Below are 12,418 nucleotides of genomic sequence, written 5' to 3' on the forward strand. Positions count from 1 at the left end.
GCCCCCCGGGATTCAGCCGTCGCACATCCCCGCTCTCCGTAGCGGTCATGTCAAGTCCAGCCGGTCACGGAAGAAGTAAGGGGCCGGGCTGTCGCACTCCAGCGGAAGCCCGGCAGCCGCCCTGCTGATCCGTCCCCGGAGACTGCCATGACCGTGCTGCCCCTGCCCCTCACCTCGCCCTTTCCCGTCCCTGCCCCGGCGGTCCCTCCGCAGGGCGGCTCGGGGTACCGGGTTTCGCTGGCCACCTGCGAGGAGGACGTACGCGCCGCCCAGCGCCTGCGCCACCAGGTCTTCGCCGGCGAGCTCGGCGCCCGGCTCGACGGCCCCGAGCCGGGCCTGGACAGCGACGCCTTCGACGTCCACTGCGATCACCTGCTGGTGCGCGAGGTGGCCACCGGAGACGTCGTCGCCACCTACCGGCTCCTGCCGCCCGCAGGGGCCGCGCGGGCCGGCGGGCTGTACGCGGAGGGCGAGTTCGACCTCAGCCGACTCGGACCGATACGCGACGACCTGGTCGAGGTCGGCCGTTCCTGTGTCCACCCGGCCCACCGCGACGGCGCGGTGATCGCGCTGATCTGGGCCGGCCTCGCCCGCTACATGGAGCGCACGGGCCACACCTGGGTGGCGGGCTGCTGCTCCGTACCCCTCGCCGACGGCGGCGCGCTGGCGGCCAGGAGCTGGGACACCGTACGCGCCCACAACCTGGCCCCCGAGAAGTACTGGGTCACTCCCCACCGTCTCTGGGACACCTCGGGGCACCCCGCGGGGGGCGCGGGAGGCCGGGCCGCGCTGCCGCCCCTGCTGCGCGGCTATCTGCGCCTCGGCGCCTGGGTCTGCGGTGCCCCCGCCCACGACCCGGACTTCGACGTCGCCGACCTCTACGTCCTGCTCTCGATGCGCCGGACCGACCCGCGCTACCTGCGCCACTTCCTCTCGCTCGCCCCCCTGCGATGAGCGCCTGGCTGCCCATGGCCCCGTGCACCCCGCACGACTGCGCGGGGCACCGGGGCGAGCGTCGTGCGCCACTGTCCGCCGCCGCCCTGCTGTTCGCCGGGTGCGCGCTCACGCTGCTCGGAGTGCTCTGCGTACCGGGCGTGCTTCTCCTGGGCGCGGCGGGCCGCGACCGGCTGGTGCGCGGGTGGGCGTACACGGTGGTGCGGGCCTTCGGTGTACGCGTGCGCGTCACCGGCCTGCCGGAGACGGCACCACGTGCGCCGGCGGGGGAACTCGTGGTCGCCAACCACGTCTCCTGGCTGGACATCCCGCTCGTCGCCGCCGTCCTCCCGGCCCGGATGGTCGCCAAGAGCGAGATCCGGACATGGCCGCTGCTCGGACCGCTGGCCGCGCTCGGCGGCACGCTGTTCATCGAACGGGACCGGCTGCGGGCCCTGCCGGCCGCGGTACGGTCCGTTGCCGCTGCGCTGGGCTCAGGATCGCGGGTCGCCGTCTTCCCGCAGGGCAGCACATGGTGCGGCCGCAGCACCGGCGGCCGCTTCCGGCCCGCCGCGTTCCAGGCGGCGATCGACGCGGGCGCCGCGGTCCGGCCGGTGCGCATCCGGTACCGGACCGCGGACATGGGCACCGCGGGTGCCGCGGCCTTCGTCGGGGACGATCCGCTCGCCGCCTCCCTCTGGAGGGTGGTGACGGCCGCCGGGCTCACGGCCGAGATCAGTGTTCTCGCACCGATCCCGGCGGGCGGTGAGCCCGACAGACGTTCACTCGCGCGGGCCGCTCAGTCGGCCGTCGCCAGGGACAGCGCGAACCTGCCCGCGGAATCCGTCCACCACTGAGCCAGCCGCAGCCCCGCCGCGGCCAGTTCGTCCCGTACCCCCTCCTTGCGGAACTTCGCCGAGACCTCCGTGCGCAGCTCCTCGCCCTCCTCGAACGACACCTCCAGATCCAGCTCCCGGATCTTCACGGTCTGGGCCCGCCGGGAGCGCAGCCGCATCTCGATCCACTCGTGCTCCGGGTCCCACGCGGCCACATGGTCGAAGTCGTCGAGCTGGAAGTCCGCTCCCAGTTCGCGGTCCACCACCGCCAGGACGTTCTTGTTGAACGCGGCCGTCACCCCGGACGCGTCGTCGTACGCCGCGACGAGCGTCGCCTCGTCCTTGACCAGGTCCGTGCCGAGCAGCAGGCTGTCGCCGGGCACCAGGCGTGCCCGTACGGACTTCAGGAACTCCGCGCGCTCCTGGGGCAGCAGATTGCCCAGCGTGCCGCCCAGGAAGGCCACCAGTCGCGGCCCGGGGTTGTCGGGCAGGTCCAGGACGTGGGTGAAATCGGCGATGAGCGCGTGCACGGAGAGTCCGGGACGCTCGGCCAGCAGCGCCTCGGCCGCGCCCTTCAGGGCGCTCTCGCTGACATCGACGGGTACGTAGGTGTGCAGCTCGGGCAGGGCGTCCAGCAGATGCCTGGTCTTCTCCGAGGAACCGGATCCCAGCTCGATCAGGGTCCGCGCCCCGGACGCCGCCGCGATGTCCGCGGAGTGCGCGACCAGGATCTCCCGTTCGGCACGGGTCGGGTAGTACTCGGCCAGGCGGGTGATCTCCTCGAACAGGTCACTGCCGTGCGCGTCGTAGAACCATTTGGGTGGCAGCGTCTTCGGGTGCCGGGTCAGGCCGCTCAGCACATCGGCGCGCAGCGCCGCGTCCGTCGCGTCCAGCGGCAGGGTGCGGGTCAGCAGGAAGGGACTCACTCAGAGGGCTCCTTGAGCGGGGTGAGTAGAACGTCGGTGCGGGTCGCGGCCAGCAGAGTGCGGTCGGGGACCTCGCGCCAGTACGGATCGTCGTCGTACGGCTCCGAGGCCACCACCATGCGGCGGCCCGGTTCGTCGAGATACCAGAGCGAGTCGCCCCACGCGGTCGCCACGATCGTGGAGCCGTCGGTGAGCAGCAGGTTGAGGCGCGAACCGGGGGCGGCCGAGGCGATGTCGACAACGGTGTCGGCGACCGCCTGCGGTATCTCGTCGCCCGCGGCTATCCGGTGGAGGATCAGCGCCCAGATCAGCGCCGAGTCCGTCCGTGCCTCCAGCGCGAGCAGTTCCACGGGCGGCAGGGCGCCGGCCAGCGGTGCCAGGGAGTCCGGCCAGCCCTTCACCGCCCCGTTGTGACTGAACAGCAGGCGGCCGGCGGCGAACGGTGCGGCGGCCGCCTCGCCGTCCGCGCCCGCCCATGTCGCGTCACGGACCGCGGCGAGAACGGCCGTACTGCGCACCACGCGGGCCAGATCGGCGAATGTCTCGTCGCCCCAGATGGGACCGCGGCGGCGGTAGCGCCCCGGAGCGGGATCGCCGTCCGCGTACCAGCCGACCCCGAAGCCGTCGGCGTTGACCGTGCCGTGCTTCTGGCGGCGCGGCTCCCAGGACTGGCGCACGAGCGAGTGCGCCGGGGACACGAGCACGTCCCCCAGGGCCATCGGCGGTCCCAGGCATGCGATATGACGGCACATCAGGCATCCCTCGCAGTCCGGAAGCCGGAGAAGATCTGGCGCCGCACCGGAAGGTCCCAGTTGCGGAACGTGCCGCGGCATGCCACCTGGTCCACGGCGAACGAACCGCCGCGCAGCACCTTGTGCTCGGGGCCGAAGAACACCTCCGAGTACTCCCGGTACGGGAACGGCGCGAAGCCCGGATAGGGCAGGAAGTCGCTCGACGTCCACTCCCACACGTCGCCCATCAGCTGCCCCGCGCCCGACGGTGACCGGCCGGCCGCGTACGCGCCCGCGGCGGCGGGGCGCAGGTGGCGCTGGCCCAGATTCGCCCGCTCGGGTGTCGGGTCCTCGTCGCCCCAGGGGTAGCGCAGCGAACGTCCGGAGACGGGGTCGTGACGGGCCGCCTTCTCCCACTCGGGCTCAGCAGGCAGCCGCCGGCCCGCCCAGCGGGCGTACGCGTCCGCCTCGTACCAGCTGACGTGGAGGACCGGCTCGTCCGGCGCCACCGGCTCGGTCACCCCGAAGCGCCGGCGCAGCCACTGCCCGGCGTCCCGGTGCCAGAACAGGGGTGCGGTGAGCCCGTGTTCCCGGACCATGGCCCAGCCCCGGGGGTCCCACCAGCGCGCGTCCGTGTACCCGCCGTCATCGATGAAGCGCTGGTAGGCGCCGCAGGTGACCGGAGCGGTGTCGATGAAGAAGGCCGCCACCTCGCGCCGGTGGGCGGGCCGTTCGTTGTCCAGTGCCCAGGGCTCGGTGGAGGTGCCCATGGTGAAGGGGCCCCCGGGGACGAGGACTTCGGCCGGCCGGGACACCGCGTCGGTGGGCTCCGGCGGCTCCGGTGCGCTGAGCACCGCCGGCCCCGACCGCAGCTGATGGGTGATCAGCATGGTCTCGTCGTGCTGCTGCTCGTGCTGAGCGATCATGCCGAAGGCGAAGCCTGCCCGCTCGAGCCGCGGGCCGCCTTCGTGCAGCGGCGCACCGTCCAGGATGTCCAGAGCCCGCCCGCGTACGTCGGCGGCGTAGGTCCTCGCCTCCGCGGGCGCCAGCAGGGGCAGTGAGGGCCTGCTCGCGCGGGAGTGCTCGAAGGCGTCGTACAGGCCGTCGATCTCCGGGCGCATCGCCTCACGGCCGCCCACGGCGCGCAGCAGCCACAGTTCCTCCTGATTTCCGATGTGGGCCAGGTCCCAGACCAGGGGCGACATCAGCGGGGAGTGCTGGGCGGTGAGTTCGTGGTCGTCGACGCTGTCGGTGAGCAGCGCGGTGCGGTCGCGGGCGGTGAGGAGCGCGGTCAGGGCGCGCTTGCGCAGGGCCTCGGGGTCGAGGACGGGTTCGGTGGGAGACGCAGGTGTGTCGGTCATCGGGCCGGGCCCTTTCCGTGCCGCGCGGCGGCTCCGGAACCGGACCGCGCCGGGGCGAGCAGGTCGTCGGCCGGACATCGGCCCCGGGCCACGTAGCGGTCGTGGAAGGCGGCGACGGTGTTCTGCACGTGGTCGCTCGCCCCGATCCTGGGCAGCGCCTCCAGTGCGGCCGCGAAGCAGGCGGCGGCCGCCGAGGCCAGTTCCGGATCGCTCAGCCCGTCACGGGCGGCGGCTGTCCAGAGGGGGTTGCGGGGTGCGGCCAGCGAGCCGGCGGTCTCGGCCAGGGGCTTGACGGTGCGGTACACGGTTTCGGCTGCCTCCGGGTCGTCGAACATGGCGGTCGTCACGGCCAGCGGCACCAGCCAGCCGTCGGTGCCGGACTGGGCGTCGATCATGCGCAGTTCCAGGTGTCCGCGCGGGCGTACCGGCGGGAAGAGCGTCGTGATGTGGTAATCGAGGTCGCCACGCACCGCGGGCCGTGGTCCGTCACCGCGGATCCAGTCCCTGAGCGTCAGCCCGTCCGGTACGGCCCACGGGGCATCGCCGTCGCGGATACACATCACGGGCGTGTCCAGGGCATGCGCGGCCCAGGCGTCGCGGGGCGCGAGACGGCTGCTCGGTGCCAGCGTCCGCGCCGGATCGAGGTCCGCCCACAGCGACTGCCGTGTCGAGCGCCAGCCCGAACGCCGCCCTTCCCGGAACGGTGAATTGGCGAAGGCAGCGACGAGGACCGCGCCCAGCAGGTGTCCCAGCTGCCAGCGCCGCCCGTAGCCCAGCGGCCCCGGCTCCTCCTCACCGGCGTCCAGGCAGACCTGGATGGACGCGGACGTGCACATCATGGCGCGACCGGCGGTCCCGGACCGGTCGAGGGCGGTTTCCATCGCCGCGTAGCGGGGCTCCTGCAACAGACGGCGTGGAGGATGCCACGGATCCACGCCGAGTCCGACCGGTACGAGGCCGGCCCTGCCGAGGGTCTCGCGCACGGTTCTCATGTCGGCGGCGGTCCGGTCGACGCACGCCATGAGGGAGGCGGCGGGCTGCGAGCTGAGCTCCAGCTGACCGCCCGGTTCGAAGGTCAGGGCCGCGTCGAGCGGAGTGGCGCGCACGGCGTCCGCGGCGGCGGCGAGCCGGTCGTGGGAGACGGGGACTTCGGGATGCTCACGGTCGTGAATGAGCCATTCGAGTTCCACACCGACCGTCCGGGGCGGTCCTGTCTTGAAACATATGCCGCGCAGCAGATCCTCCGCCTCGTCCTCGCCGAGGAGCTCCGCGTCAACGGGCGAACTGTGATCGCCGGGTGTGTCCGGGGGCATGCTTGGCCTCCTTTTGGGGTGCTTCCCTACCACCCAAACCCTTACCGAGAGTTCGCACAAGGGTGCCCCTGCGGTACGGAAAACCGGTTGCGTCCATGCCGCCCGGGCGTTCAGCATGCCCCGTATGCACCACACGGGGGCGCGCCCATGAGCGCACGACTGCGCGGCATCGCGCGAGATACCGAGGCCATTGTCACGGCCGGGCACTACCGCGCGCCCGACGGGCGCGAGGTGAGCATCGAGCGTGCCCTGACGGCCGCGCTGTCCGGCACCAGGCTGTACGGCCCGGAGCCGGTTCCGGTCGCCGTCCTGGACACCGACCGCACCCCGTCCTTCGAGGTCACCGACGAGAGCAGTCTGCAGGCGGCCCACCGGATGACCGCCGGATCGACGGGCAGGGTCGCGGTCCTGAACTACGCCTCCGCCCGCAATCCGGGAGGCGGCTACCTGAACGGGGCACAGGCCCAGGAAGAGGCCCTGTGCCGTGGCTCCGCGCTCCATGCCACGCTGCTGCGCGCCCCCGAGTACTACGCCCACCACCGCGAGGAACGCAGCGCCTTCTACACCGACCGGGTCATTCACTCACCGGGTGTGCCGGTCTTCCGCGACGACCGGGGGAGGCTCCTCGACACCCCGTACGCCGTGGGCTTCCTGACCTCACCCGCGCCCAACGCCGGAGTGATCCGCAGGCAGACTCCCGCGGAGGCCCACCGCATCCCGGCCGCGCTCGCGAGCCGGGCCGAACGGGTGCTCGAAGTGGCCGCCGTCCGCGGCTACCGCAGGCTGGTTCTCGGGGCCTGGGGGTGCGGGGTCTTCCAGAACGACCCGGCCGAGGTGGCGGGCGCTTTCCGTGCCCTTCTCGCCGACGGCGGACGGTTCGCGGGCCACTTCGAACAGATCGTCTTCGGGATCCTGGACCGCGGTCCCGAATCCCGGGTCCGGGCGGCTTTCACCCGGGTATTCGCCGGTCAGCTCCAGCCGTAGCGCTCCCTGAGCCGCACCACGACCAGGTCGAACCTGTCCCGGTCCAGGGCGCACGCCTCACGGCGCATGCCGTCCTCGTCGACCCTCAGCACCCGGTCCAGGTCGACCCAGGACGGCCGTCCCGAGCTGTCCCACGGGCCGGCGCCGAGCGCGACCCACTCGTGATCCCGGTCGTGCTGCTTGCTGGACAACTGCACGGCGAGCAGCGTGCCCTCCTGCTCCCGGGCCACGACCAGGACCGGCCGGTCCTTGCCGCGACCGTCGTTCTCCTCGAACGGCACCCACGTCCAGACGATCTCTCCCGGGTCGGGATCGCCGTCACGGTCGGGCGCGTACGAGGTGCGGACCGGTCCCACGTCGCGGGGGTCGGCCTCCGACGTGGCGGCGGGGCCGCTGCGGCCGGGGAAGTCGGAGGAACCGTCACTGCTGTGGTTGGTGTGCTGGAACGTCATCGCAACACCGTAGGACCTGGACGGCCCAGTCCGTGGAGCGGGTCCGTGAAACGGGGTTCAGGCTCGACCTCATGATCACCCCCGTCCTCACCGCACACCTGGCCCGCGCCGTCGCAGTCGCCGGCCTCCTCGCAGCGACGTTGCTGCCCACCGCTTCTGCCGCGGCGTCAGCCCCGGTCCCCGATCCGCCACCCGCCACGGCCGAGGGGCTGTCCGGCGGCCCCGCGGCACCGCCTTCCCGCACGGTGTCGGCGTGGCTGCCCTACTGGGACCAGGAAGGCGCGTACCAGGACGCCCTCCTCCACGCCGACCAGCTGCACACCGTCAGCCCGTTCTGGTACGAGGCCGTATCGGCCGGCCGGATCGACGCGCACCCCGGCGCGGGCGAACGGCGGATCATCGACGGACTGCACCGCGCCGGCGCGAAGGTCGTCCCCACGGTCATGGAGACGATGGAGTCCGGCGTCCTCGCGGCGATCCTCACCAGCCCCGCGCGACGCACCGAGCATGCCGACGCGCTGATGCGCACCGTCGCCACCCGTGACTACGACGGCCTCGACCTGGACTACGAGTCCATCGCCACCACGGGCGACGCCACGTACGCCGCCGTACGCGACGGGTTCACCGCGCTGGCGACCGATCTCTGCGGGCGGCTCCAGGGCCTCGGCAAGCAGTGTGTGATCACCGTGTTCCCCAAGACCGCGACCACCGGCCGCATCTGGGACTACGCGGCCCTCGGCCGTGTCGCCGACCGGATCCGGATCATGGGCTACAACCTCCACTGGTCGGGCGGCGACCCCGGCCCGCTCGCCGACACCCGCTGGTACGAGGACATCCTCACCCGCGCCACCGCCCTCGTTCCGGCGGCCAAACTGGAGATGGGGCTCCCCGCCTACGGCTGGGACTGGCCCGCGGACAGCGACAGCACGTCCGCGACGAAGCACGTCACCTGGAAGGAGGCCGAGGCGCTGCGCAAGCAACAGGGCGCGCCCTACCGGCTCGACGAGGTCTCGGGAACGCCGTACTTCACCTACGACGACGGCACGGAGCGACGCGAGGTCTGGTACCAGGATGCCCGCGGCGTCGCCACGCATCTGCCGGTGCTGCGCCGGCACGGCGTCACCAACACCGTGCTGTGGGCACTCAATTTCGAGGACCCCGAGCTGTGGCCGGTACTCGCCGGCGGGTGAACCCGGCCGCCCCGCCCCGCCGGTGTCCCGGGTGCCCCCGGGCCACCGGCGGGACCGGCGGGTCTGGAAGACTGCCCGACGCCATGAGCCAGTTACCCGAGCAGCCCGCCTACACCTCCGTACCGACCAGCGCCGATGTGGCGCGCCTCGCCGGAGTCTCCCGGGCCACCGTGTCCTACGTACTGAACAACAACTCGACCGTACGGATCAGCGAACCCACCCGCCGACGGGTCAGGGAAGCGGCCTCCGACCTCGGCTACGTCCCGCACGCGGCTGCCCGCAGCCTGCGCGCCGGACACACCAGGATGGTGCTGCTGGCCGCCGCGCAGGTGCCTTCCGGACCACTCCACCAGCGCTTCTACCAGGATCTCCAGACGGATCTGCGCCGCCTCGACTACACCGTCGTGCAGTACGGCAGCATCGGCCTCGACGCCGACGAGGCGGTCAGGGCGTGGGCGGAGCTCCGCCCCGTCGCGGTCGTCTCGCCGGGCGGCATCACCCTCACCCCGCAGGGCATAGGGGTGCTCACCCGCTCCGGCGCCAAGGCGGTGATCACGCTCGGACCGCAGCCCGTGGACGGCGCCCACGCACTCGTCATGGACCAGCGCCAGGTCGGCGGCTGCGCGGCCACGCACCTGCTGTCCCGCGGCCGCCGCAGCATCGGGGTGGTCATGCCCCAGGACCCAGGTCTCGCGATGTTCTCCGAACCACGGCTGGCCGGCGCGCTCCGTGCCGTCGAGGAGTCCGGGACCGGTGCCCGCATCCAGCCGCTGCCGCTGCGGTACGAGGAGGAGTCGGCCGGGGAACTGGCCGGCCGGTGGCGGACACTCGGCCTGGACGCCGTCTTCGCGTACAACGACGAATACGCCATGCTCCTGATGAGGGCGTTGCAGGACGCCGGAGTCCAGGTGCCCTCGGAGACGGCCGTCATCGGTGCCGACGACCTGATGCTCGGCAGGCTCCTGCGGCCCCGTCTCAGCAGCGTCAGGATGGAACTGGCCAGCGCACAGCCACTGGCGGAGATGATCGACCGCCTGGTGCAGCACCCCGGCGGCGCGCCCGAGCGACACGACCTGCTGCGGGCCCGCTCCGTGCCACGCGAGTCCAGCTGAACGGGTCCTGAGCGGTGTCACGACGTGCGCAGCCGACGCCACATGTCTAGCGTCTTCGGCATGAGCCATCCGCAGAGCTACGAGATCCTGCTGGTCCCGGAATTCAAGGAGTCCACCGGCGCCCCCACGCCCGGAGCCGCCATTCGCTCCGCGGTGGTGGCGGCCACGGGGGACACGGGGGCGTCGGGCTATCCGCGCTACGCGGGGGGCGGCATGGAGGCGGACATCGACCCGGCGACGCGCACCGTGGAGGCTCTGCTGGTGGACGGAGCGGAGCTGGACTACGGCCTCACGGTCCGGATCGCGGAGCGCAGCGGCGTCACAGGGGCGGGGGAGACGGCGGCGGAGACCGCCGGGCCCACGGAGGAGTCCGGGCCCACGGAGGAGTCCGGGCCCACGGAGGAGTCCGGGCCCACGGAGGAGTCCGGGGCGGGGGAGGAGACCGCCGGGCCCACGGAGGAGTCCGGGGACCGCTGAGCAGCTGCTCGCGGCGCCGCGCGGTCCCCATGACAGCCGGGCCGCAGTCCCCTCGAAACCGGCCCGCCCATGCGTGAGGGCCCGGCCGCGCCGGCCGGGCCCTCATCACGTCTGCCGCAGGGCCGCAGCGACTACGGCTGCTCCGGCTGGGCCTGCTTCTGCTGCTCGACGGACTTGCGTACCTCGTCCATGTCGAGCTTCCGCGCCTGTCCGATGACGTCCTCGAGGGCGGCCTCGGGGAGTGCTCCGGGCTGGGAGAAGACCGCCACGTTGTCCCGGACGATCATCAGCGTGGGAATGGACCGGATCTCGAAGGCCGCCGCCAGTTCCTGCTGCGCCTCCGTGTCGACCTTGGCGAAGACCAGGTCGGGGTGGCGCTCGGACGCCGAGTCGTAGACCGGAGCGAACTGCTTGCACGGACCGCACCAGGAAGCCCAGAAGTCGATCAGTAGGAAGTCGTTGTCGGTCACGACCTGATCGAAGTTTTCCTTGGTGAGCTCTACGGTGCTCATACTCTGCTACCTCTTCCTCTGCCCGTTCGGACCTGTCCGGCACAACGGTGACGTCGCTTTCCCTATTCCGCCTGCCCATGTGGCAGCGGCGCACACCCACGACCAGACTGTCCTCATGACTGATGCTGGGGAGAACACCGAGTACGACGTCGTGGTGATCGGGGCCGGTCCCGTGGGGGAGAACGTGGTCGACCGCACCCGGGCCGCAGGGCTGAGCACGGCCGTTGTCGAGTCCGAACTCATCGGCGGTGAATGTTCCTACTGGGCCTGCATGCCGAGCAAGGCGCTGCTCCGCCCGGTCGTCGCCCGCGCCGACGCGCGCCGCGTCCCGGGTCTGAGCGCCGCTGTGGAGGGTCCGCTGGACGCGGATGCCGTCCTCGCCCACCGGGACTGGATGACCTCCTACTGGAAGGACGACGGCCAGGTCGCGTGGCTGGAGGGCATCGGCGCGGACATCTACCGGGGCAAGGGCCGGCTGACCGGAACCCGGACCGTCTCCGTGACCGCGCCCGACGGTACGCAGAAGCAGCTCACCGCCCGACAGGCCGTCGCCGTGTGCACCGGCAGCAGGGCCGTCGTTCCCGCGCTGCCCGGCATCGCGGACGTCCGCCCGTGGACCAGCCGCGAGGCGACCAGCGCCAAGGAGGTGCCGGGCCGCCTCGTCGTCGTCGGAGGCGGAGTGGTCGGCACCGAGATGGCCACCGTCTGGCAGGGACTCGGCTCCCAGGTGACGATGCTGATCCGCGGCCGGAGGCTGCTTCCCAAGATGGAACCGTTCGCGGGTGAACTGGTCGCCGAGGCGCTGACCGAAGCGGGCGTCCGGATCCTCACCGGTGTGTCGGCCACCGCCGCGCGGAGGGCGGGCAAGGACGGCCCCGTGACCGTCGAACTGGACAACGGGGAACAACTGGAGACCGACGAGATCCTCTTCGCCACCGGCCGGGCCCCGCGCACCGATGACCTCGGCCTGGACACGGTGGGACTGAAGGCCGGCTCCTGGCTGGCCGTGGACGACAGCTGCCTGGTCGAGGGCAGCGACTGGCTGTACGCGGTCGGCGACGTCAACCACCGGGCGCTGCTGACGCACCAGGGCAAGTACCAGGCCCGCATCGCGGGAGCCGCGATCGCGGCCCGCGCACAGGGGACACCGCTCCTGGAGACGGACCGGTGGGGCGCGCACGCGGCCACCGCCGACCACGCCGCGGTCCCCCAGGTCGTCTTCACCGACCCGGAGGCCTCCTCGGTCGGCCTCACCCTCGCGGAGGCGGAAGCGGCCGGCCACCGGGTACGGGCCGTCGACCACGACCTGGCCGCGGTCGCCGGTTCGGGCCTGTACGCCACGGGGTACAAGGGCCGCGCGCGGATGGTCGTCGATCTGGACCGCGAGATCCTGCTCGGGGTCACCTTCGTCGGACCGGGCATCGGCGAACTCCTGCACTCCGCGACGATCGCCGTCGCCGGCGAGGTCCCCATCGACCGGCTGTGGCACGCGGTCCCCGCCTACCCGACGATCAGCGAGATCTGGCTGCGGTTGCTGGAGGCATTTCGAGGTTAGGAACTGCCGTCAGGTGCAAACGGTGGAAGCCGACAC

At 72.4% G+C, this 12,418-nt stretch carries 13 protein-coding genes; 7 read left to right on the top strand and 6 right to left on the bottom strand.

The window, feature by feature from the left end; genetic code table 11:
* The first annotated feature begins 147 nt into the window (after positions 1 to 147).
* Both ACFW9O_RS30235 and ACFW9O_RS30240 read left to right on the top strand, forming a co-directional pair.
* Positions 148 to 954 carry a GNAT family N-acetyltransferase gene (locus ACFW9O_RS30235; protein ID WP_384613679.1) on the top strand — a complete coding sequence of 269 codons (807 nt, stop codon included), beginning with the start codon at positions 148 to 150 and terminating at the stop codon, positions 952 to 954.
* Positions 951 to 1,790, top strand: a complete 840-nt coding sequence (locus ACFW9O_RS30240) for a lysophospholipid acyltransferase family protein (RefSeq protein WP_384613680.1) — start codon at positions 951 to 953, stop codon at positions 1,788 to 1,790. The genes ACFW9O_RS30235 and ACFW9O_RS30240 overlap by 4 nt, the downstream gene beginning before the upstream one ends.
* Here ACFW9O_RS30240 and egtD read toward each other — a convergent pair.
* The 4 genes from egtD to egtA are packed head-to-tail and all read right to left on the bottom strand — an operon-like array spanning position 1,733 to position 6,100.
* Positions 1,733 to 2,695 (bottom strand): L-histidine N(alpha)-methyltransferase, encoded by a 963-nt coding sequence (gene egtD / locus ACFW9O_RS30245; protein ID WP_384613682.1) that lies wholly within the window; start codon positions 2,693 to 2,695, stop codon positions 1,733 to 1,735. The two genes, ACFW9O_RS30240 and egtD, sit on opposite strands and share 58 nt — an antisense overlap.
* On the bottom strand, positions 2,692 to 3,447 hold the full coding sequence (gene egtC / locus ACFW9O_RS30250; RefSeq protein WP_384613684.1) for an ergothioneine biosynthesis protein EgtC: 756 nt from the start codon (positions 3,445 to 3,447) through the stop codon (positions 2,692 to 2,694). Before egtC ends, egtD begins: the two co-directional genes overlap by 4 nt.
* On the bottom strand, positions 3,447 to 4,787 hold the full coding sequence (gene egtB, locus ACFW9O_RS30255; protein ID WP_384613686.1) for an ergothioneine biosynthesis protein EgtB: 1,341 nt from the start codon (positions 4,785 to 4,787) through the stop codon (positions 3,447 to 3,449). The genes egtC and egtB overlap by 1 nt, the downstream gene beginning before the upstream one ends.
* On the bottom strand, positions 4,784 to 6,100 hold the full coding sequence (gene egtA / locus ACFW9O_RS30260) for an ergothioneine biosynthesis glutamate--cysteine ligase EgtA (protein ID WP_384613687.1): 1,317 nt from the start codon (positions 6,098 to 6,100) through the stop codon (positions 4,784 to 4,786). Before egtA ends, egtB begins: the two co-directional genes overlap by 4 nt.
* Before the next feature lie 147 nt (positions 6,101 to 6,247).
* On the opposite strand from egtA, the gene ACFW9O_RS30265 reads away from it, so the two are divergent.
* Complete coding sequence (locus tag ACFW9O_RS30265; RefSeq protein WP_384613689.1) at positions 6,248 to 7,084, top strand: TIGR02452 family protein; 837 nt, start codon at positions 6,248 to 6,250, stop codon at positions 7,082 to 7,084.
* On the opposite strand, the gene ACFW9O_RS30270 is transcribed toward ACFW9O_RS30265, so the two are convergent.
* A complete protein-coding gene (locus tag ACFW9O_RS30270) occupies positions 7,069 to 7,536 on the bottom strand; it encodes a type II toxin-antitoxin system PemK/MazF family toxin (RefSeq protein ID WP_351178828.1) in 468 nt (155 codons plus the stop codon). The two genes, ACFW9O_RS30265 and ACFW9O_RS30270, sit on opposite strands and share 16 nt — an antisense overlap.
* Before the next feature lie 71 nt (positions 7,537 to 7,607).
* Between ACFW9O_RS30270 and ACFW9O_RS30275 the strand changes: the two genes are divergently transcribed.
* The 3 genes from ACFW9O_RS30275 to ACFW9O_RS30285 all read left to right on the top strand — a co-directional run bounded on the left by ACFW9O_RS30275 (position 7,608) and on the right by ACFW9O_RS30285 (position 10,315).
* A complete protein-coding gene (locus tag ACFW9O_RS30275) occupies positions 7,608 to 8,726 on the top strand; it encodes a glycosyl hydrolase family 18 protein (protein WP_384613690.1) in 1,119 nt (372 codons plus the stop codon).
* 83 nt (positions 8,727 to 8,809) lie between these two features.
* On the top strand, positions 8,810 to 9,838 hold the full coding sequence (locus ACFW9O_RS30280) for a LacI family DNA-binding transcriptional regulator (RefSeq protein WP_384613692.1): 1,029 nt from the start codon (positions 8,810 to 8,812) through the stop codon (positions 9,836 to 9,838).
* Between the two features lie 60 nt (positions 9,839 to 9,898).
* A complete protein-coding gene (locus ACFW9O_RS30285) occupies positions 9,899 to 10,315 on the top strand; it encodes a hypothetical protein (protein WP_384613693.1) in 417 nt (138 codons plus the stop codon).
* A 131-nt stretch (positions 10,316 to 10,446) separates the two neighbouring features.
* Here the strand turns inward: ACFW9O_RS30285 and trxA are convergent, their stop codons facing one another.
* Positions 10,447 to 10,827 (bottom strand): thioredoxin, encoded by a 381-nt coding sequence (trxA, locus tag ACFW9O_RS30290; protein ID WP_351175886.1) that lies wholly within the window; start codon positions 10,825 to 10,827, stop codon positions 10,447 to 10,449.
* Positions 10,828 to 10,942: 115 nt separating this feature from the next.
* Between trxA and ACFW9O_RS30295 the strand changes: the two genes are divergently transcribed.
* A complete protein-coding gene (locus ACFW9O_RS30295; RefSeq protein WP_351175884.1) occupies positions 10,943 to 12,382 on the top strand; it encodes an NAD(P)/FAD-dependent oxidoreductase in 1,440 nt (479 codons plus the stop codon).
* The last annotated feature ends 36 nt before the right edge of the window (positions 12,383 to 12,418 follow it).

The organism is Streptomyces sp. NPDC059499, assembly GCF_042749285.1.
Classification (GTDB): Bacteria; Actinomycetota; Actinomycetes; order Streptomycetales; family Streptomycetaceae; genus Streptomyces.

What these genes read in the sequence shown, in the direction of transcription:
- ACFW9O_RS30235 (WP_384613679.1), top strand. Translation starts at nt 148, where the DNA reads ATGACCGTGCTGCCCCTGCCCCTCACCTCGCCCTTTCCCGTCCCTGCC.
- ACFW9O_RS30240 (WP_384613680.1), top strand. Translation starts at nt 951, where the DNA reads ATGAGCGCCTGGCTGCCCATGGCCCCGTGCACCCCGCACGACTGCGCG.
- egtC (WP_384613684.1), bottom strand. Translation starts at nt 3,447, where the DNA reads ATGTGCCGTCATATCGCATGCCTGGGACCGCCGATGGCCCTGGGGGAC.
- egtB (WP_384613686.1), bottom strand. Translation starts at nt 4,787, where the DNA reads ATGACCGACACACCTGCGTCTCCCACCGAACCCGTCCTCGACCCCGAG.
- egtA (WP_384613687.1), bottom strand. Translation starts at nt 6,100, where the DNA reads ATGCCCCCGGACACACCCGGCGATCACAGTTCGCCCGTTGACGCGGAG.
- ACFW9O_RS30265 (WP_384613689.1), top strand. Translation starts at nt 6,248, where the DNA reads ATGAGCGCACGACTGCGCGGCATCGCGCGAGATACCGAGGCCATTGTC.
- ACFW9O_RS30270 (WP_351178828.1), bottom strand. Translation starts at nt 7,536, where the DNA reads ATGACGTTCCAGCACACCAACCACAGCAGTGACGGTTCCTCCGACTTC.
- ACFW9O_RS30275 (WP_384613690.1), top strand. Translation starts at nt 7,608, where the DNA reads ATGATCACCCCCGTCCTCACCGCACACCTGGCCCGCGCCGTCGCAGTC.
- ACFW9O_RS30280 (WP_384613692.1), top strand. Translation starts at nt 8,810, where the DNA reads ATGAGCCAGTTACCCGAGCAGCCCGCCTACACCTCCGTACCGACCAGC.
- ACFW9O_RS30285 (WP_384613693.1), top strand. Translation starts at nt 9,899, where the DNA reads ATGAGCCATCCGCAGAGCTACGAGATCCTGCTGGTCCCGGAATTCAAG.
- trxA (WP_351175886.1), bottom strand. Translation starts at nt 10,827, where the DNA reads ATGAGCACCGTAGAGCTCACCAAGGAAAACTTCGATCAGGTCGTGACC.
- ACFW9O_RS30295 (WP_351175884.1), top strand. Translation starts at nt 10,943, where the DNA reads ATGACTGATGCTGGGGAGAACACCGAGTACGACGTCGTGGTGATCGGG.